Annotated in this window: 22 protein-coding genes and 1 pseudogene; 11 read left to right on the top strand and 12 right to left on the bottom strand. The window is 48.4% G+C overall.

The genetic code is table 11. The features are described 5' to 3' along the window. Nucleotides 1–313 precede the first annotated feature (313 nt). Complete coding sequence (locus ACI1P2_RS23725) at nt 314–790, bottom strand: glutathione peroxidase (RefSeq protein WP_355323419.1); 477 nt, start codon at nt 788–790, stop codon at nt 314–316. 180 nt (nt 791–970) lie between these two features. On the opposite strand from ACI1P2_RS23725, the gene ACI1P2_RS23720 reads away from it, so the two are divergent. Beyond that, nucleotides 971–1,153: a DUF2524 domain-containing protein gene (locus ACI1P2_RS23720; protein WP_355323416.1), complete on the top strand. Its 183-nt coding sequence runs from the start codon at nt 971–973 to the stop codon at nt 1,151–1,153. Between the two features lie 406 nt (nt 1,154–1,559). Here ACI1P2_RS23720 and ACI1P2_RS23715 read toward each other — a convergent pair whose 3' ends face one another. From ACI1P2_RS23715 to ACI1P2_RS23705, 3 genes are read right to left on the bottom strand one after another with little or no spacing between them, the layout of a single operon-like run. Beyond that, nucleotides 1,560–2,021: an NUDIX domain-containing protein gene (locus ACI1P2_RS23715; protein ID WP_355323413.1), complete on the bottom strand. Its 462-nt coding sequence runs from the start codon at nt 2,019–2,021 to the stop codon at nt 1,560–1,562. 15 nt (nt 2,022–2,036) lie between these two features. After that, nucleotides 2,037–2,540: a GNAT family N-acetyltransferase gene (locus ACI1P2_RS23710; RefSeq protein ID WP_355323410.1), complete on the bottom strand. Its 504-nt coding sequence runs from the start codon at nt 2,538–2,540 to the stop codon at nt 2,037–2,039. A gap of 11 nt (nt 2,541–2,551) precedes the next feature. After that, nucleotides 2,552–2,920: a winged helix-turn-helix transcriptional regulator gene (locus ACI1P2_RS23705; RefSeq protein ID WP_355323407.1), complete on the bottom strand. Its 369-nt coding sequence runs from the start codon at nt 2,918–2,920 to the stop codon at nt 2,552–2,554. Between the two features lie 246 nt (nt 2,921–3,166). Here ACI1P2_RS23705 and ACI1P2_RS23700 point away from each other — a divergent pair, with 246 nt between their 5' ends. Continuing rightward, nucleotides 3,167–3,706, top strand: coding sequence for an NAD(P)H-dependent oxidoreductase (locus ACI1P2_RS23700; RefSeq protein ID WP_355323404.1), 540 nt, complete (start codon nt 3,167–3,169; stop codon nt 3,704–3,706). Nucleotides 3,707–3,806: 100 nt separating this feature from the next. On the opposite strand, the gene ACI1P2_RS23695 is transcribed toward ACI1P2_RS23700, so the two are convergent. Next, on the bottom strand, nt 3,807–4,199 hold the full coding sequence (locus ACI1P2_RS23695; RefSeq protein ID WP_355323401.1) for a hypothetical protein: 393 nt from the start codon (nt 4,197–4,199) through the stop codon (nt 3,807–3,809). A gap of 106 nt (nt 4,200–4,305) precedes the next feature. Here ACI1P2_RS23695 and ACI1P2_RS23690 point away from each other — a divergent pair, with 106 nt between their 5' ends. Then, complete coding sequence (locus ACI1P2_RS23690) at nt 4,306–4,572, top strand: hypothetical protein (RefSeq protein ID WP_355323398.1); 267 nt, start codon at nt 4,306–4,308, stop codon at nt 4,570–4,572. Between the two features lie 7 nt (nt 4,573–4,579). Here ACI1P2_RS23690 and ACI1P2_RS23685 read toward each other — a convergent pair whose 3' ends face one another. From ACI1P2_RS23685 to ACI1P2_RS23675, 3 genes are read right to left on the bottom strand one after another with little or no spacing between them, the layout of a single operon-like run. Continuing rightward, a complete protein-coding gene (locus tag ACI1P2_RS23685; protein ID WP_355323395.1) occupies nt 4,580–5,620 on the bottom strand; it encodes a hypothetical protein in 1,041 nt (346 codons plus the stop codon). Nucleotides 5,621–5,656: 36 nt separating this feature from the next. Then, complete coding sequence (locus tag ACI1P2_RS23680) at nt 5,657–6,142, bottom strand: tetratricopeptide repeat protein (protein WP_355323392.1); 486 nt, start codon at nt 6,140–6,142, stop codon at nt 5,657–5,659. A 59-nt stretch (nt 6,143–6,201) separates the two neighbouring features. After that, the gene (locus ACI1P2_RS23675) at nt 6,202–7,092 is read right to left on the bottom strand and encodes an AraC family transcriptional regulator (RefSeq protein ID WP_355323389.1); all 891 of its coding nucleotides are present in this window, start codon (nt 7,090–7,092) and stop codon (nt 6,202–6,204) included. 189 nt (nt 7,093–7,281) lie between these two features. Here ACI1P2_RS23675 and ACI1P2_RS23670 point away from each other — a divergent pair, with 189 nt between their 5' ends. From ACI1P2_RS23670 to ACI1P2_RS23655, 4 genes are all read left to right on the top strand, one after another. After that, nucleotides 7,282–8,598 (top strand): ABC transporter substrate-binding protein, encoded by a 1,317-nt coding sequence (locus ACI1P2_RS23670; RefSeq protein WP_355323386.1) that lies wholly within the window; start codon nt 7,282–7,284, stop codon nt 8,596–8,598. A gap of 111 nt (nt 8,599–8,709) precedes the next feature. Continuing rightward, nucleotides 8,710–9,627: a carbohydrate ABC transporter permease gene (locus tag ACI1P2_RS23665; protein ID WP_355323529.1), complete on the top strand. Its 918-nt coding sequence runs from the start codon at nt 8,710–8,712 to the stop codon at nt 9,625–9,627. 12 nt (nt 9,628–9,639) lie between these two features. Beyond that, nucleotides 9,640–10,467, top strand: coding sequence for a carbohydrate ABC transporter permease (locus tag ACI1P2_RS23660; RefSeq protein ID WP_355323383.1), 828 nt, complete (start codon nt 9,640–9,642; stop codon nt 10,465–10,467). Between the two features lie 29 nt (nt 10,468–10,496). Next, nucleotides 10,497–12,458: a glycoside hydrolase family 127 protein gene (locus ACI1P2_RS23655; RefSeq protein ID WP_355323380.1), complete on the top strand. Its 1,962-nt coding sequence runs from the start codon at nt 10,497–10,499 to the stop codon at nt 12,456–12,458. 103 nt (nt 12,459–12,561) lie between these two features. Here ACI1P2_RS23655 and ACI1P2_RS23650 read toward each other — a convergent pair whose 3' ends face one another. Continuing rightward, nucleotides 12,562–13,935, bottom strand: a complete 1,374-nt coding sequence (locus ACI1P2_RS23650; protein ID WP_355323377.1) for an MFS transporter — start codon at nt 13,933–13,935, stop codon at nt 12,562–12,564. A 212-nt stretch (nt 13,936–14,147) separates the two neighbouring features. Beyond that, a pseudogene (locus tag ACI1P2_RS23645) lies at nt 14,148–14,657 on the bottom strand (MmyB family transcriptional regulator); the annotation flags it as partial. A gap of 288 nt (nt 14,658–14,945) precedes the next feature. Here ACI1P2_RS23645 and ACI1P2_RS23640 point away from each other — a divergent pair. Then, nucleotides 14,946–15,383, top strand: coding sequence for a hypothetical protein (locus ACI1P2_RS23640; protein ID WP_355323374.1), 438 nt, complete (start codon nt 14,946–14,948; stop codon nt 15,381–15,383). 71 nt (nt 15,384–15,454) lie between these two features. Then, the gene (locus ACI1P2_RS23635) at nt 15,455–15,820 is read left to right on the top strand and encodes a hypothetical protein (RefSeq protein ID WP_355323371.1); all 366 of its coding nucleotides are present in this window, start codon (nt 15,455–15,457) and stop codon (nt 15,818–15,820) included. A 97-nt stretch (nt 15,821–15,917) separates the two neighbouring features. Here ACI1P2_RS23635 and ACI1P2_RS23630 read toward each other — a convergent pair whose 3' ends face one another. Then, on the bottom strand, nt 15,918–16,760 hold the full coding sequence (locus ACI1P2_RS23630; protein ID WP_355323368.1) for a helix-turn-helix transcriptional regulator: 843 nt from the start codon (nt 16,758–16,760) through the stop codon (nt 15,918–15,920). Nucleotides 16,761–16,904: 144 nt separating this feature from the next. Here ACI1P2_RS23630 and fabF point away from each other — a divergent pair, with 144 nt between their 5' ends. Together fabF and ACI1P2_RS23620 are read left to right on the top strand one after the other, a co-directional pair. After that, on the top strand, nt 16,905–18,149 hold the full coding sequence (gene fabF / locus ACI1P2_RS23625) for a beta-ketoacyl-ACP synthase II (RefSeq protein WP_355323365.1): 1,245 nt from the start codon (nt 16,905–16,907) through the stop codon (nt 18,147–18,149). Nucleotides 18,150–18,337: 188 nt separating this feature from the next. Continuing rightward, on the top strand, nt 18,338–19,174 hold the full coding sequence (locus ACI1P2_RS23620; protein ID WP_355323362.1) for a carbonic anhydrase: 837 nt from the start codon (nt 18,338–18,340) through the stop codon (nt 19,172–19,174). A gap of 98 nt (nt 19,175–19,272) precedes the next feature. On the opposite strand, the gene ACI1P2_RS23615 is transcribed toward ACI1P2_RS23620, so the two are convergent. Beyond that, on the bottom strand, nt 19,273–19,497 hold the full coding sequence (locus tag ACI1P2_RS23615) for a hypothetical protein (protein WP_408976324.1): 225 nt from the start codon (nt 19,495–19,497) through the stop codon (nt 19,273–19,275). Between the last annotated feature and the right edge of the window lie 231 nt (nt 19,498–19,728).

Raw genomic sequence — 19,728 nt, 5'->3', positions numbered from 1 at the left:
AATAGCGGATATGTATATCCTAAAGAGAATTCGGCAGGAGATCAAGCCAATCGCACTGCAAGACAATTCCTAACGGACCACAGCGCCGTTATTTTGCGAAATCAACAGCTTTCAGTGTTGTAACGGACACCACAAACCTTATTGGGCATTGATGTACACGTATCCTGCCTCTTTCAAGCAAATAGCAGCTCTCCCGTCCGTTAAAAATGAAAACGGCGGCTTTCCAGGCAAATAAGGTCATCCAGGTCCGTTAGCTTCATACGGTCTGATCTGCCGTCACCAACGTTCACGTTATTTCGGGATCAATCCACTACTAGATTAAGGCTATGATATCCTCTTCTATTTTTCCCGGAGCAGTGGTCGGGGCATATCGCTTTACTACTTGCCCATGCCGATCAACAAGGAATTTCGTGAAATTCCATTTGATTCTGCTGGAGAGAACTCCTTTTTTCTGCTCTTTTAAAAATGTAAAAAGCGGATCTGCCTGCTCTCCATTCACATCAATTTTCGCAAAAACAGGAAACTTCACTCCATAATTCAGCTGGCAAAATTGAGTGGTTTCTTCTATATTGCTGAATTCCTGATTATTGAATTGATCACAGGGGAAGCCTAGAATCTCCAGCCCTTTAGCTTGATATTTTGCATACAGCTCCTGCAATTCTTTGAATTGTGGCGTAAAACCGCATTTGCTGGCCGTATTCACAATGATTAAAATTTTGCCCTCGTAATCTTTTAACGATCTTTTTTCACCGCTCGGCAATTTTACTTCAAAATCATATACGGTTTTCATTATAAAATCCTCCCAGATAACCCGGAATGGGGATTTGTATGATCCCCTTCTACCTTATTGTAAGGCTTTGGAATTGACCTATTCAACTATAACTCTTACCAGGTTAAGATTCATGACTTGTGTATATACATTACCTTTTGAGCATAATAACAGGGACACTTGAACAATGGAGGATTTTGCATGCTCGATAATCTGGAAAGCGACTATGACTGTGCCAACGCCGGTGAGGATTTGCAGCAATTGAAGCAGCAGCTTGCTTCGCTCCGTGCACAGGGTGCTGACGACAAGGAGACACGTGAAACCATGAACCGGCTCGAAAATCAGATTTCGTTCATCATGAACAAATGTGATATCAGCCATTAGCTGTGTATTACTTGAAATTAGAAATCCCTCTATAAACAAATGCGGCTGCCATGCTGGCAGCCTTTTACATGATTTGCTTTGAAAATGACCCAGATATTGTACGCTTTCGGGTAACAAGCATCTTAACATGGTTCTCTCAGAAATTCGTAAGAAGGATGATTCAGTCCGATTGGTGCATAATACTCATCATGTGTATAGCGAAAACCCAGCTTAGTCAGTAGCAGACCTGATACGGCATTACGCGGGTTATGACCTGCAAACAGCTTGCTTGCCTCACTCCGTCCTTTCGATCATAGATTAAGTCCAGCTTTGAGTATAATGCATTCCCTGCAGCATAAATGAGCAGACAATGAATTGTGACGGATATTCAATGCAGGCGGCACGCACTTACTCCCTGCCCGGTTGATTATATAACGTCGCCCAGATAACCGAATTGCTCACGACCACTTTTAATGATGTTTACAACTGTTCTCGGGTAAATCGGGATGGCGTCCAGTTCATCGAATCCGACCCATTCCACCCCAATCTGCTCGGAGTCCGGACTGAAGGCATCAAGGACTGCCTCAGACCCCGCAACCAACGTGCAGCGAAAATAAAATTCCACCTGATGCATATCCATATGCCAAGCCTCGGACGCATGATTTTCCCCAATATATTCACGTACGTACACTAGCTGGCCTACTTCGATTTCTTCTCCGATTTCCTCCAGACATTCTCTTTTGATCGTATCGCTTATCTGCTCACCGTACTCCTGTCCCCCGCCGGGAAAAGAATAATAAATCCCTTCTTCCTCATTCCGGTTCTTGATCAGCAGCACCTTGTCTTGTTCAATAATAATGGCTTTGGCCGCATTTCGAATGGGTTTCATGATTTCTCCTTTCGATTAAACGGTTATTCTCATATGTATTCCGGCGATCGTCGAGCCTTGGTGTGTCGTTCGATTGCTAATCTCGTATGGCTTAAAACCCATTCGAGTATAAAACAATAGAGCTCTGGTATTTATGTTATGACAGATGAGATGCAGCTCCTGAACCTTCAACTCTTCTCCGGCCTGCCCCATCATATGCTTGATCAAAAATTCTGCCGCACCCTTCCCCCTGTATTCAGGAGAAATAATAAAGTTGCCCAGCCAGCATTTATCTTTTTCTACATTATAGAAGTTGGCATACCCGGAGACGTGCCTAGCGCAAGTCAGTACAGTTGGGCACCTTCTCTCTTTGGCTATTTCCTCCAGCTGGCCGGCCGTAAGCGGGAAGCGCAGCTTAGGAGAAATAAAGAACAGCTCCTGTTCGCTGCGCGGAAAGGTGCTGATCATTTCAAAATCTTGAGCTGTTACCTGACGGCATGAAAACATGCTGCGTTGATCTTCGCTAACACTTGTCATCATTTCTCCCCTCCTCAACTTCCCTGTTTACTGTCGGGAGTGTCAGTGCTATTTATAAAATCAATATGTTTAAATCCCCATCCACACATATCGGTCAAGACAGAACTCAACGTTTTCCCATGTTCGGATAGAGAGTATTCGACCTTCGGAGGGATGGTTTGGTACACCTTGCGAACGATAAGTCCGTCCCGCTCCAGCTCCCGCAGCTGATTAGTAAGCATGCCTTGCGTCACATTGGGAAGCAGACGTTTTAACTCACCGAACCGTCTGGTTCCTTCGTGCAGCAAAATAAACAAGATGAGCGGTTTCCATTTTCCCCCTATGACCTGCAAGGTGGTTAATATCCCGTCTTTTTTATACAACGGATCGATATTGGCTTCCATATTCTCACCCCCTGATTTTGACCCGATCAAGTGTTTACCTCTACTTTACCAAAGCATTCTGATTTTAAACAGTACTACTTATTTTCGTACATAGTACGGTTCAACGTACCACCTTTATCCTTGGCGGTATTGATCGTACTGTTTTCGAGACTAAGTACGAAAAAAAAGCGTACTTTTCAAAAATATCTTTCGATTTAATAATTGGAGGTGCAAATAAGCTGCTTTAAAAAACAGGAGGGAAACAAAATGAAAACTATGGTAATCGTTGCACATCCGAACCTGGAGGCATCCCGTGTCAATCGGGCTTTTATGCAAGAGATTCATAATCATTCAAACATCGAGGTAAGAGACCTTTACAGCATATATCCCAATTGGAATATTGACGTGGAGAAAGAGCAGCAATTGCTCTTGTCATATGACCGGATAGTTTTTCAATTTCCTTTTTATTGGTATAGCTGCCCCCCGTTATTAAAAAAATGGTTCGACGATGTATTTACGCACGGATGGGCTTTTGGACCTGAAGGAAATCATTTGAAAGGTAAAGAATTTATGCTTGCAACGACGACGGGAAGCAGGGAACAAAGCTACCAAGCGGGCGGGTACAATTGGTTTACGATCAGCGAATTTCTCAGACCGATCCAAAGTACCATTACCAGATGCAACGGTACCTATCTTCCGGCCTTTGTTACCTATAACACTACTCATGGCACCACTGCCTATTTCGCTCAAGAGGCCAAGAGATATGCAGAATATATCCAAACTATTTCGAGCTTGCTCGTGCGTTGATGCAACTTCTTCTCACAAGGGAAACAGCGGCAGCCAGGAAAAATCCTAAGCTGTCGCTGTGTTCTGAAAGCACCAAAACTAAAATTGCTTCATCCAAAAGTTATTTGCGAAGATTCCCCCATGCCGAATATCCCTTTGCCAAGATGTAAGCAACCACAACAATAATAGCAAGGATACCATCTGTAACAGCAACAGATTGAGTATCAGGAGTGAGTTCCGTAACCATTAAAGGGATCGTAATGGATACAGCTGCTTTATGAAAAATAACGAGCTCCCAAATTCCGGCATAACGACGAGGGTAAATAGCTAACAACACGAAGAGTCCTGTAAATACAAGGAAGCCATAAAGACGCCAGATCTCAATTACTAATGTACTAGAGTCCGCATCTGTGGCATTCCCAATGTTTAAAAAGAATGAAACAAATGCTCCAACGGCACAAAGTGACAATAATATCCTGGCTATCAGGTCGTTCCAACGAAATGTATTTTTCATTTTCTTCTCCTTGTCACCTTCCTTTTTATTTAGGCTCTGGTATGTTATTTTATAGACAATTGAACGTATTGACATTTTATATCATTATTGTTTAGGGAGTGTGAAAATGACAAACAGAAAGGTGAAGAAATCGACGGCAGACCTGCATGCAGAATTCTTAAATCAATTAAGCAATTATGATGAAAGACAGCAAGCCCTTATCCTGGAACAAATCACAACAGCTTTAAAACAGGGTTCCGTAAAAAGAGGTTTTGAACCATTAAGAAAAATCCTCAGCCTTCCTGACTGGCGCTTTGTGCTCGTTGCCGGCGTAACCCTGCCAATGATCATGTTTGCCTTGTTCATATGGATGTCGTTATGGGTTGAGAAATAGGATTTCGTTACTTTTTAATATCCGGATTTGCAGCCATGATCGTCTTCGCCACTTCCCATAAGCTGGGTAAAAAACGAATCGTCTCTTCCCCCCTACGGTTAAAATCATCCCTTGAAGTCATTCCAAGATCAGACAGCATGGCCTCAAACGTCAGAGCAAATGTTTGCTGCAGACCGGGCGGCGCATCAGCCGCCATAATTTTATGACAGCGCGCAAAGGTGGCGGCCATCCAGAAGACCGCTTCACGGTGGTATCCAGTGCGGATCAACTCGCGGCTGCCGTCAATAACGACCGGGCGGGCATAGGCAGTGATATCTGAGCTGAAGAAAAACGGAGTTTTGGCGACACCAGCAGCCGCATCAAATGTCTTTTCCAGCTCAATGAGGTGAGCTTCAACTTGCTGAGGGGACATGCCAGTACAACCGAGTTGATCGAGAAAGCACGGATAATGCTGCTCCAGACCATACCGGACAAGCACATTTCGGGCAGCAGAATAACGAAGACGTACGGTCGGATTGCACAGTGCCGCGACCAGAATCACATGGGTGGTCACTCCGGTCGGAAACAGCCAGGAGGTTGCCAGATCGTGCAATGGCGCATTTGTGTCGATAGCTCCCAGACCACCTTCAATTTTCTTCATGACATTCTCGCAGCGCTTGCGCACCCAATACATTTCGTTGAATTCAAGTGCAACCTGGGATTGCAGCGTGCGCAGCCTCCCGCTTGGATCGTCAATAATCGTATCCAAGCGAAAGCTCCCTGCCAGATGATAGGAAGACAACACCTCTTCCACTACGGCAATCTGATGCATTGACAGATAAGTGACTTCAAGAAGCACACCGCAGTGCACCAGTTTGCCGGGCTTTAGCGGGGGTTCGGTCAAAGCGGTAACCACCACGATGTCAATATCGGAAAAGGCCGGCAGCTCCAGCTCATCAGATAACCCCACTGTAGATCCGCTGTAATAAGCCCCCATATAACCTTCCGCAGAGCGGGCATGCCGGATAACCCAGTCCACGGCGGCACGTCTTGCCTCTCCTATTTTCATAAACAGTGCACCTCACTTAAGCATAGATGCCATATTTTACTCCCAAACTTTGTCAAGCTGATCTGAATAAAAAAGAATGGCCCTTTTATAATTCTGTATTTCGCTGTCACTGGAGCTTTCCGCTATGCACTGCAGCAGAATTTCCATCGCTTGTGGATGCTGCTGCAGGTTATATAAAGTCATCGCGTAAAAAACCTTCATCGCCCGGTTGTCCGGAAATAGCTCCATTCCTTTGCGGAACGTACGCTGTGAGCTTTCATATTCCCCCAATGTGCGGTACGTGCTGCCCATGCCCAGCAGCGCTCCCTCCAGATCCTCACCCGCAAGTCCCAGCGACACAGCCTTTTCATACAAAGGTATGGCCTCCCTTTCCCGTCCCAGTACATCAAAGCTCCAGGCGCACTGATAATTTACCAGCGCATCCTGCGGGTACAGCTCCACCAGTTCTATCAACATTTGGTTTGATACTTCAAGCTGGCCCTCGCTTCTGAGCTGCAGGGCCTTTTCCAGCTGTTCTTTCATCCTTTCACCTCTTCTCGTTTGTCAGTATTATCCACCAAATCTTCGAATCCCGCCACCTTTCAGTGGTTGTTTAGGTGGATTTTATAATAAGCCTTCCGGTAATCCGTAGGTGTCATCTGCACGTATTTTTTGAACAGGCGCATAAAATATTTTTCATCCTCAATTCCCACCGTAGCGGACACCAGCTTGACACTGGCAGAGCTGCGGGACAGGATGTCCTTGGCTTTGGCGATTTTCAGCAGATGAATGTATTCCTGCAGGTTATACCCGGTCTTTTTCTTGAAAAAACGCGACAAATAGTCACGGTTGTAATTGAACCTGCGAGCCACATCGGCTGCCGAAATGTCCTGCGCGGCATGGATGCGCACCCATTCTATAATTTCCGCAATATTGCGGTCCCCTTTATTTTGCTGGGAGCTGCGGTACACGTCCGTAATCGTCTGCTCGGTCAGCTCAATCAGCAGGGAAGTCGTCAAATAGTGGGCGCTTTGCAGCGAATAGTAATTGGAATGCACGACATGCTGGAGCTGCTGAAACAGGATGTTAATCCGCTCCACCGCCTGGGGCGTGAACATCAGGGGGAGATAAATATCCGTACAATTACGATCCGCATCCGGCTCGTTCAAAATCTGCCATACACGGGCCATCTCCTGCTCATCCAGCCACTCTGCCTGTGCTGACGGGATAAAGTGCAGCCAGTAAAATGAAACGCCCTCATCGCACGGTTTATGACCATAGTGAACAAGTCCGGGCTGCAGCAGCAGCACCTGTCCAGGCTCCAGCTCGAATTCTAACTCATCTTGCGTGATATACAGCGTTTTGTGTACCCCGATCAGCACTTCATAAGAATCGATACTCCGCTTGCTGTGGGTCCAGGGCACACTGGAAATAAAATGTCCGCATGATATGAATTCGACCGGATTTCTGATATCTGTCTTTAGAAACTTCATAACCTCAGCTCCTCAAGCCTTTGATCCGCATCCGTCATTCCATTGGTCAGCAAAATCCACCTTTTCTGTCATAACAGCTACTTACATCAAAATGCAATCATGTTATGATTTTTTTGCAAGCGCTTGCAATAATAGAAACATCCTGTTTTCGAACCATCCGATCTTTGTTCATTCAAGGAGGGTCATTCTATGAGAAAGCTGCAACTGCTAATCTTTGTTCTGCTGTGCGCACTGCTTGCCTCCGGCTGCTCTGGAGGTACGGCTCCGGGCGGCGGCGCGGCAAACGGCAATCAGGAGAATGGTGTCGTTACCCTCAAGTTTATGGGCTGGGAAGCCAGTCCTCTCGAAACGCAAAGCGTCAAGCAAGGTCTGGAAGTCTTCATGAAGGAGCATCCCAACATCAAAGTTGAGTATCAGCCCGTGCCGCAGGCGCAGTATGTGCAGAAGCTGCTGACAATGCTCGCCGGCAACTCGGCACCGGACGTCTTTTTCCTCGGTTCGGCGGAGTACAGAGCTTTTCAGAAACGGGGGGTATTGCTGGATCTAACGGATCACTTCCAGGCGGATCTTTCGCTGGATCAATTTATTCCTTCCTCGGCCAGCATTATGCAGGTTGACGGAAAAATATTCGGCGTAAGCAGCTGTACGGTTTCTCCTGTACTCTACTATAACAAGCAGCTTTTTGACAAGGCGGGTATTGCCTATCCGCCAAGCGATCCGGCCAAGGCATGGACCTGGGAGCAGTTCCGCGATACCGCCAAACAGCTGACCATGAAAGATGGTGACAAGGTTACGCAGTACGGGGCGTTTGGTCTGGAAGCCTTCGCCAATACGACTGCCGAAATTTTATCCAACAATGGAACGATTTTTAATGAGGACGGCACAAAGATGGCCATCAATACGCCGGAAACGAAAAAGGTGCTGCAGTCCGTCCTCGATCTGCGGCTCGTCGACGGCGCCTCCCCCACCGCGAAGACACTGGAGAGCATCGGCATGAAGCCTGCCCAGATGCTGCAAACAGGCAAGGTGGCGATGATGGTCGACGGTTCATGGGCGCTGCAGGAGCTGGCGAGCATGGGCTTTCCTGTAGGCGTAGCGGCCTTGCCCAAATTTGAGCGCGCAATCACTCAGGGACAGGCGCATCTGCACTCGGCCGCAGGCAATACGAAGCATCCGCAGGAAGCCTGGGAGCTGATCAAATTTCTATCCTCCGAGGAATATCAGATCGGGCTGGTGAAGGAAGGTTTATGGATGCCGAACCGCACGGATCTGTACACCGAAGAAGGCATTGCCAAATGGTATAACGACAAGGTACATCCCGAAGGCTTCAAAGAGCTGGTCTCTTTCTTTAAAGATGCGGAGGCTTATCCCTTCTCCCTGATCAGTCAAAATAAAGTGAACGACATTATTACCGAAGAGACGGATAAGCTCTGGTATTCCGGACAATCGGTAGATGACACGCTTGCCAATATCGAGACAAGAGCCAACGTTGAGCTTGCCCAATGATTTCCCGGCTCACCAGCACATATTCTGACGGGCGCGCCCAGTGCGGCAAGCTGGGCCCCGTTGCGGAGGTGACCCTGTATGACTCCGAATCAAGGTTTGGCCGACCCTGGTATGGCACCCGTGGAACCACGCGCGCCGGGCAGAACAAGCAAGCTCAAGCGGTTGTTTTATAAAGACGGCACCTGGGCGTTTCTGCTGCTGCTGCCCAACCTGCTCGGCTTTCTTGCATTTACGTTCCTGCCGGTGATTGCATCCTTTCTGCTGAGCTTCACATCCTGGGATATGCTGAGTCCCATTCAATGGGTCGGTATGGATAATTATGCCGGATTGATACATGATGAGACCTTCATCAAGGTATTCTGGAACACCCTTTATTTCTCGGCCGTTTCCGTTCCACTCGGCATTGTACTGGCCTTATTTCTGGCTGTGGCCCTGGATCAGAACATCAGGTTCAAGAAGTTTTACCGGGCCGCCTACTTTCTGCCGGTCATTTCCTCCATGGTGGCCGTCGCGGTCGTGTGGCAGTGGATTTACAATCCCGAATATGGCATTTTGAACTACTTCCTCGGCTTTTTCGGCATCAAGGGGCCGGATTGGCTGACCAGTACGGTGTGGGCCATGCCAGCGGTCATCATTACAAGTGTGTGGAAAAACATCGGCTTTAACATGCTGCTGTTCCTGGCCGGCCTGCAATCGATCTCCGAAAGCTATTACGAGGCCGCGGAAATGGACGGTGCCCGCTGGTACCACAAGTTCCGCTATATTACCGTTCCGCTGCTGTCGCCGACGACATTTTTCGTAACCGTCATGTCCGTGATCAGCTCATTTCAGGTGTTCGATACCGTGTTCCTCATGACCCAGGGCGGGCCGGCGCGTTCCACTTCCGTCATCGTGCATTACCTCTATGAAACGGCATTTAAGTATTTCAATATGGGATATGCAAGCGCCATGGCCTATATTCTATTTTTCCTGGTGCTGCTGATTACCCTGTTCCAGTTCTGGCGTCAAAAAAAATGGAGCATTTATTGAGGAGGGTGAGCCGTGAAAACGAATCTGGGGCTGAAAATTGCCGCACACGCCGTGCTGCTTGCAGGTGCCGTCACGATGATTCTGCCCTTTCTCTGGTCTGTCAGCACCTCCCTGAAAAATATCAGTGAAGTGTTTGTATTTCCGCCCACGCTGTTCGGGGAGTCCATTCAATGGGAAAATTATATACGCATATCGGACCGCTTTCCGTTCATAACCTATCTGCTGAACAGTATTAAAGTCACTGTCATTGCTGTGGCGGCCCAATTGATCACCAGCTCCATGGCTGGGTTTGTGTTTGCAAGACTGAAGTTCAAATACCGGGAGCTGCTGTTTGGACTGTATCTGGCTACGATGATGATTCCCGCCCAGGTGACGTTGATTCCCAACTTTATCATCATGCGTTCTTACAACCTGGTGGATACGCATTGGGCGCTAATTCTGCCCGCCCTTGTATCCGCTTTCGGCACGTTCCTGCTGCGCCAGTTTTTCCTCACCATTCCCGCCTCCCTGGAGGATGCGGCCAAGATCGACGGATGCACGCCTTTCGGGGTGTACTGGCGCATTTTCATACCTCTTTCCAAACCGGCCATGGCCACGCTCGGCGTGTTCGTCTTCATGGGGATGTGGAATGATTTCCTCTCTCCGCTCGTGTACATCAATTCGCAGGAAATGATGACACTGCCGCTTGGCCTCGCCTCCATGCAGGGCATGTACTCGACGGATTGGCCCGTGCTGATGGCCGGCACCGTCATTACGATCATTCCGCTCATTGTTGTGTTCCTGCTGGCACAAGACTTTTTCATCAAAGGCATTACGCTGTCCGGTTTGAAGGGTGAATAAAAAAATCCATATCCGAAGGGAGCATGTCCATGAGCACGATGAATAATCAGGTACAGAAAAAGATGAATCCGCTAACTCTGCAGCAAGTGACGATTCAGGACCCTTTCTGGAGCTCGCGCGAGCAAAATGTAACCGAGACGGTTGTCCCCTACCAATGGGATGCCCTGAACGACAATATCCCCGGCGCGGAGCCCAGCCATACAATTGAAAATTTCCGTCTCGCCGCCGGTGAGGCCGAAGGCGAGTATTACGGCATGGTGTTCCAGGACAGCGACCTCGGCAAATGGCTGGAAACCGTCGGTTTCATTCTGTCCAGGGAACGGGACCCCGAGCTGGAAAAAACGGCCGATGAGGTCATTGAGCTGCTGGAAAGAGCCCAGCAGCCGGATGGCTACCTGAATACGTACTATACAGTCAAAAAACAGGGAGAGCGCTGGACCAACCTGCGCGACAATCACGAGCTGTACTGCGCGGGTCATCTGATGGAAGCAGCCGTATCGTATTACCAGGCAACAGGCAAAAGAAAATTCCTCGATATCATGTCCAGATATGCCGACTACATTGGTACAGTCTTCGGTCCGGGACCTGATCAAATCCAGGGCTACGACGGGCATCCTGAAATTGAGCTGGCTCTTGTGAAAATGTTTGAGGCCACCGGAGAGGCCAAATATCTGGAGCTGAGCAGCTTCTTCGTTGACCAGCGCGGACAGCAGCCGCATTTCTTTGACCAGGAAGCAGAGAAGCGGCAGGAGAATACTTCCCGGAAACGCGATTATGATTACTTCCAGGCCCATGCTCCAGTGCGTGAGCAGCAAACGGCGGAAGGCCACTCCGTGAGAGCAGTGTATCTGTACAGCGCCATGGCCGATCTGGCCGTGGAGAACGGGGATCAGCAGCTGCTTGACGCGTGCAAACAGCTGTGGAAGGATACGACACGCCGTAAAATGTACCTCACCGGCGGCATCGGCTCCTCCGAATTCCAAGAAAGATTCACCGTGCCTTATGACCTGCCCAACGACCGTGCCTATGCGGAAACCTGCGCGGCCATCGGCCTGATGTTCTGGGCGCACCGAATGCTGCAGATCGAGGCGGACCGGGAATATGCGGACGTCATGGAACGGGCGCTGTACAATGGCCTATTAAGCGGCATTTCGCTGGACGGTAAAAGCTATTTCTACGTCAACCCGCTGGAAGTATGGCCGGATACCGCCAACCACCGCCATGATATGTCGACGGTCAAGGTCACCCGCCAGCCATGGTTCGGCTGCGCCTGCTGCCCACCGAACATCGCGCGCCTGATCGCTTCGCTCGGCCAATACATCTACTCGCAAAATGATGAGCGCAAGCAGCTGTACGTGCACCTGTATATCGGCAGCAAGGCTGAGGTGCAGCTTGCCGGTCAGCAGGTGCGGCTGGTGCAGACGACCAAGTATCCTTGGGACGGATCTGTCGAGCTGGCGCTGGATATGGACGCAGAGGCAGAATTTGCCGTCTCGCTGCGTATTCCGGGCTGGTGCAAGGAAGCCAAAATCGCCGTCAACGGCGAGGAAGTAACGGATGCTGCAACGAACAGCGGATATACCTCCCTGCACAGAACCTGGCAGCCGGGAGACCGCATCACGCTGGAATTGAGCATGCCGGTCGAGCTGGTATTTGCCCATCCGGCGCTGCGGGAAAATGCGGGTAAAGCCGCTCTGCAGCGCGGACCGGTCCTCTTCTGCCTGGAAGAAGCCGACAACGGGGCCAACCTGCAGGATATTGAGCTGGCGGCGGACGCCAAGCTGGAAGCGGCATTCGATGAGAACCTGCTTGGAGGCGTAGTTGTCATCAACGGCACCGCAACCCGCTCCGACAGCTCTGCAGCCGATGCGGATGAGCTATATGCCACCAGCCCGGCGGCACGGGTTCCGGTTCAGATCACGGCCGTTCCGTATTATGCCTGGAGCAACCGCACACCGGGAGAAATGACCGTTTGGCTCCGGTGCCGTTGATAGTTACGGATTTTTTCAAAACAGGCATTCTGGGGGGCACCAAATGAAAAAGGCGGTGGAGCAGACTTAAAATAAAGTCTGAATCCGCCGCTTTTTAAAGATATTATAATTTTCTCTGGGAGCGCTCCGTCCCCTTGAATACGGTCAGGAATATGGCTCCCCCTGTAATCACCAAGGCAAGCAGCAGCCCCAGATTGCTGTACAGATAGGCCGCAGAGTCAGTAATGACAGGCAGAACGGGAGTATTCAGCCAGTGCTGCGTAAGCAGTCCTCCCACGACAGCAACCCCGATACCTTCCGCCAGAAAGCAGACAAAATTCAAAATTCCCATCCCGGAACCCGCTTCCTCAGAATGAAGTGTCCCGGCCACAATGGTTGAAATCACCGTTTTGACAAAGGAAAGCCCGCCAAAAGTGAGAATGAGCGCGCCGGATATCATCCACGGGCTCTCATCCGCAAAGAGCGAAACACTCAAGAACCCGGCGCTTATCAATAATATTCCGGCAATGATCACAAAACCCGTTCCCCGTTTATCCACCAAAGAACCGCCGATCATTCCGAAAAGAATGACACTGACCGTTCCCGGAAATAAAATGCCGTATCCAATAAGACTTGCAGGCATCTGATGCACTTCTCTCATCATATACGGGACCATAGAGATCATTCCGGCAACGCTGCCCAGAAATACTCCTCCAAGGAGCACACCTGCAATAAACCTTTTTCTCCTGAGCAAGGCAGGCTCGATAAAGGGCTCTTTTGCATACCGGATTCGCAGCGCAAATCCTAAGAACAGAACAACGCTGATGGTTAAATACCACCACTCATAATGGGTAGTAAACAAGGCAAACGTTATGATTCCAAAAACAAGCAGTAAACCTCCGGGCACATCAATCCGGCCTTTTTGAGATGGCTTGTCAGGAAGTGTGCGAAGGAAAAACGGGAGTGTCAAAAGTGTCATCATCGGCAGGACAAAAAGATAGGACCAATGAACATAGTCAGTAATCAAACCCCCGAGAACCGGGCCAATCCCTTCTCCAAATGCGACCGTCGAGCCGATTAAACCGAAGGCCCTTCCCTGATGCTTCCGTTTGATACAGCTGGCGACAAGAACCACAATAAGTCCAGGGACAGCAGAAGCCCCAGCTCCTTGAATAAAACGTGCTGCAAGCAAAACCGGGAACCAGGCATGAAAGAGCAATCCGATCAGCGATCCTCCTCCATAAAGCAGAAGACCGGCGAGAAGCAGTTTTTTTATCCCATACATATCCGATATTTTCCCGTACACAGCGGTTCCCGCCGCAAAAGAAAGAATAAAGCTTGTATTCACCCAGTTCGCTGCAGATGGCTGAATACCGAATTGTTCCGCAATGTCCGGTAAGGATACGTTAAATACCGTCTCATTCAGTACACTGAAAAATGCAAGAATGCTTAGCCAGACCAGAGATTTCCGGATGCTTCCCCCAAGTGGCTTATTCATAAAGTAATGCCCCTTTTAATGTAAGGGGATTACGCAGTTTATAGGGCCGTTGATACGTTATCCCCTTTGCTTTGTGCCCTCATTTTCTTTCCTTGTCGCATGTTAATACCTCCATAACAGAAATAATCCGTTGCAGAAAAATAATATCACAAAATAGCTGGTTATTTCACTCGACTTTGTCTCGGTATCATTTCGGCATCATGTCGGCACGCTTACGCGCCCTGCTCATTCATCAACTTTTTCAGCTTCTCTTCCGTTGCAGCATCCGGGGTATAAATACTGCAGCGCAGATCATGCTCGCCATAAACCTGCAGCGACGTAAGCTCGAATACCATCTTGCCCGCCTTGGCATGCCTGAACTCCAAATGCACCTCCGGTGCGTAGCTCACCCGGCTCTGCTCCCACATCTGCTCAAAATCCGGATAACGTTTCTTCATCTCCTCCAGAAAATGATCATACCACTCATCTTCCACATACTGGCCATAATACGAACGGAACATCGCAAGATAACCGCTGGCAAAATGCTCCCAGTTCACCGCCAGCCGCTTGAATTCCCTACGCGAAAAGAGCAGCTCGATCATATTGCGCTCTTCCTGCGGAATCAGCTCAAAATCAAGAAACTCGTAAGCAGCCGCAAGGTTCCAGCCCACAATATGACAGGTCCGGTCTGAAATAATCGCCGGACAGTAGCGCAGCTCGGTAATGATTTTTTCCGTCGGAGACACCATTTTTGTATCCGCTTTTGCTCATTTATGGCTCTAAAATTAATGTATGATCTTTCAAAGATATTGCTAGTCTCAAATCTTATCGACAAATCATATAAGTTTTACATTAAATAAAATATAATACCAAAATTTTGCGAGATTAAAATGAGCCTTTCTTCCTAACTTCTTGTTTTAAAAAAATAGGAAAAATAAACCATGTATTATTTATCCAAATGAAGTAGTATATTTACTAGGTTGATAAATGAAATTATCAATCAAACAAATGTTCGAGGAGGAGAATGATTAATGTTCAAGAAAAAGTTATTGGTCTCTGCATTATCCATTTCTTTGGCACTCGCAGCTTTGTCACCACTTTCAGCAATGGCAGCTTCGAACGTAACTTATACTAACCCTTCGGAAATTGTGACAATTAACGGACAAGACATTCAGCCTCAGTGGAAAACAAAAGTAGCTAGAGAAGCCATCGAAAAACTGGCTGACAACTTAAGTAACGGCAAATTTATTAAAAAAGTACTCAATGAACTTCCTGATGGTACATACAAAAAGGTATTTGAAGAAGCCGTAGATGAAGTTTCCGACGCTTTATATCATCTTGCAAAAAAAGGTGAACAGGGAGAAGAATATATTAGAGATTTTATTCAACAAACTATTATGAATGTTACCGGTGCACCGACATCCACAGCTAAAACAATCGCTAATATTCTCGTCTTGGTATTCCTTTAATTAATTAGACAATAAGGAAAGGGCATCTGATAAGATGCCCTGTTACCACATATAAGAAAGGACTCAATTAAATGAACACAAAAGAAACTATTGAAGAAAGAATTGATCGATTAGAGTTATATATTTCGTTTTTACGCGACATAGCTGTGAACCACGAAGAATATGCATTATGGGATTGGATGATATCTAAAAAATTGAACCGCGAACAATGCAGTAAAATAAAAGACACTTTGAAGTTTCATGTTAGGAGTTTAATTGACGCGGAAGATAATAAAAATGTACCTGAACTTACTAATTTAACGTCTCAGTTAGGCACTATTTTATCAATCACCATTAAGGATGTAGACGATAATTTGATAAAAGAACTACTTAGGAATGCTATAAAAATGCCAGCATATAAAAGATTAAACCAATATTTAAACCTTATGAATACCTAATAGCCGAACTTAATTCACAGTTAAATCAGCAATAAATAGCGGTTATTGGATATATTATCCTCCCGCTTTTTTTATTTATTTTTGTTTTCATCCGCACTCATGCTCCCTGCTCATTCATCAATTTTTTCAGCTTCTCTTCCGTCCCTGCATCCGGTGTATAGATGCTGCAGCGCAGGTCATGCTCGCCATAGACTTGCAGAGACGTAAGCTCAAATACCATCTTGCCCGCCTTGGCATGCCTGAACTCCAAATGCACCTCCGGTGCGTAGCTCACCCGGCTCTGCTCCCACATCTGCTCAAAATCCGGATAACGCTTCTTCATCTCCTCCAGAAAATGATCATACCATTCATCTTCCACATACTGGCCATAATACGAACGGAACATCGCCAGATAGCCGCTTGCAAAATGCTCCCAGTTCACCGCCAGCCGTTTGAACTCTCTGCGTGAAAACAGCAAGGCGATCATATTGCGTTCTTCCTGAGGAATCAGCCCAAAGTCAAGAAATACATAGGCAGCCGCAAGGTTCCAGCCTACAATATGACAGGTCCGGTCTGAAATAATTGCCGGGCAATAGCGCAGCTCGGTAATGATTTTTTCCAGAGAGGCAGTCATGTGCGGCGTTTCCTGTTTTGTCGGATAAGATGTTGACATCCCTGTATCCAAAGCCAGCGAAAACAAGTATTTTCGCTCATCGGCTGTCAGCTGGAGCGCTGTGGCTACGCAATCCAGTACAGACGGGGACACCTTGATGTCGCGTCCCTGCTCCAGCCATGTATACCAAGTGGTGCTCACCCCTGCCAGCTGCGCCACCTCCTCCCTGCGCAGCCCTGGTGTTCTCCTTCTCGCTCCTGCCGGAAACCCGGCCGCTTCAGGAGAAAGCTTGGCTCGCTGAGCCTTTAAAAAAGCGGATAAAGCCTGCAGCCTTGTTTGGGAATTCATTCGTCTCTCCTCTTTTCACAACGAATCATCAAGTTATTATGGTAGTAATTATACTAGCATAAACTATATCTTGTAATAGGATAAATTTCATGACATTCTATACTTGACCACAGAATTTATTCAGTTCATGGGAGGGTTCCTGTTATGGAAACAGAAAGAGTCGTAATTACAGGCATGGGCGTCATTACGCCGCTGGGCAACAATGTGGAGACGTTCTGGTCCGGCCTTGTAGGCGGGAAATCCGGAATTTCGCAAATAGATTCGCTGGATACATCAAAGCAAAAGGTGAAAATGGCGGGGATTGTACATGATTTCGATGCAAATGCGCTTTTTGGCACTAAAGAAGCCCGTAAAATGGACCGCTTTTGCCAGTTCGCTCTGGCCGCTGCAGACGAAGCCATACAGCACGCCGCGCTCAAGCTTGAAGAGATCAATAGGGAGCGGTTCGGGGTGTATGTCGGCTCCGGTACAGGAGGTATTCAAAGCCTGTTGAACCAAAGCGCCGTGCTCGCCGCGCGCGGACCGGAACGGATCAGTCCTGTACTGGTGCCTATGATGATTTCCAATATGGCAGCCGCCATGATCAGCATCAGGTATGGTGCGCTTGGCCCTTCCATGTCGCCGGTGACGGCCTGCTCCATCGGGAACACCGCCATTGGAGAAGCTTTTTTCAGCATTCAGGCAGGACGCTCGGACATCATGATTGCGGGCGGCACGGAAGCGGCCCTGACGGATATTGCCCTGGCCAGCTTTGCCAATGCAACCGCCCTCTCCACCCGCAATGACGAGCCTGAGCGGGCAAGCCGCCCGTTTGATGCGGAGCGGGACGGATTCGTTATGGCGGAGGGGGCCGGCATCCTCGTTCTGGAATCCCTCTCCCATGCGCGGCGCAGAGGCGCCACCATTCTGGCAGAGGTGATCGGTTACGGGGCGAGCTCGGACGCCTACCATATGGTAGCCACCCCACCGGACGGACACGGAGCTGCTCGAGCGATGACTGTTGCATTGTCCGAAGCCGGACTCTCTCCGGAACAGGTGGACGTCATCAGCGCCCATGCCACGAGCACGATGATCGGGGACCGCTCGGAGACCGCCGCGCTCAAGCAAGTATTCGGAGACCATGCTTACAGGATGCCCGTCACAGCGAACAAGTCCATGACCGGTCATATGCTGGGGGCATCAGGCGCCGTCGAAGCGGTTGCATTGGTGAAATACCTGCAGGATGGCATCGTCCCGCCGACCATCAACCTGGAGACGCCTGATCCGGAATGCGACCTCGATTATGTGCCGAATCAAGCAAGGAAGGACGAGCTGGTGATTGGCATGTCCAATTCCTTCGGCTTTGGCGGGCATAATTCCGCTATTATTGTCAGAAAGTTTATGCCGTAATATATCTTCTTCATGGCCGTCCCGCTCCGTCAAAATCTGGGATGGCCTTCCTCCTTTTTTCATCCTCTTTTCCTAATTTCTGGCCTGTATCTTCTCATATAACAAGGTCCAAATGCCCTTGAGTGTCTATATGAAAAAAAATACAATGTTACAAGTTATATATAAACAGGAGAAGGAAGGAACAGGAAATGAAAAACAGGTTACAAATCGCTTGTATGACAGTGCTTGTTCTTGTTTTTATGGCCGGATGCGAGCAGCAGCCTAACCAGACCCTAGAAGCCAATACGGGCGGCAATTCTTCCGGCGCTCAAATGGCCAGTGCTCCCCAACCCTCTCCAGCGCATTGGACCTATGAAGGCGATACCGGACCGGAGCACTGGGGCGAGTTGGATGAAGATTACCTTGTATGCAAAAACGGAACACAGCAGTCCCCCATCGATATTAAACATTCCCAACTGACAGCCTCCGACACCATTCAGCCAATAGAGGTTCATTACGGCAATGCGGAAGCCAATATACAGAACAACGGACATACGATCCTGGTCAATCTGAAGAATAGCAAAAATTATATCATGCTGGACGGAAGCAAGTTTACGCTTTCCCAGTTCCATTTCCATCATCCGAGCGAGCATCAGATTAACGGGCAAAATGCGGACATGGAGCTGCACTTTGTCCATAAAAGGGAGGACGGTAAAACCGCGGTGCTCGGCGTTCTAATCAAAAATGGAGCTGAAAACCAGGCGTTCAAGAGCGTATGGAGCAGCATACCTGCCGAGGAAACAGAAGAAGCGGTTGAACTGCAAAGCAGCATTGATCTCGTCTCCATGCTTCCGGCAAACTTGCATTCCATTCGTTACAGCGGCTCGCTCACGACCCCACCGTGCACCGAGGAGGTAAGCTGGACTGTGCTGGACAACCCGATTGAGATGTCGCAAGCGCAAATTGATCAATTTGCAGCCATTTTTCCTGACAATCATCGTCCGGTGCAGCCCCTGGGAGAGCGTAAAGTAGTGAGTATAAAGTAACGATGGAACGTTGATTAAACCGGCAGCACTGGATGGATAGAATCGTAAGAATGAACCTCAAATGACTGGCCTCAGTTCGAAGCCGATTATTTGAGGTTTTATGCGCCAGGGCTGGCTTCCCCCTTCGCGAATAGCTCAATCTCGGCAAAGCTCTCCTCCCCGATTTGAATCCGCACGATGGAATACACCCGTCGTGTCAGACTGGACATAAGCCTGTCCCCAGTACTGACGTCGAACTCCTCTCTGTAATCTCCCAATTTGTGAAATCCGCTGGACATATTTATCCATAATCTGCCGCCTTTTCTGCGTCCGTTAACTTTCATTCACCTTCACCCGACCTTCCCGATGCTCTATTTTTTTTTTAGATTCCAGAAAGTATAAACTTCTTGGTATAAGCTTCCTGGAATCGCAAGAAAAACTACTGCTAAACGCGGTCTGGCTTCTTTGAATGTACAACGATAGATGTTTTTCTTATCGGCATGCGTGTCGATTTTCATGTGGCTTTGGCCGAAATTTCCTCCATGCCCAAACATCCACTAAGGATTTTTTGTTAG

Origin of the sequence: Paenibacillus jiangxiensis (genome assembly GCF_046098255.1) — a bacterium.
Taxonomy (GTDB): Bacteria; Bacillota; Bacilli; order Paenibacillales; family Paenibacillaceae; genus Paenibacillus; species Paenibacillus jiagnxiensis.
The sequence above is the reverse complement of the archived record's forward strand: the minus strand, read 5'-3'. Positions and strand labels throughout refer to the sequence as shown.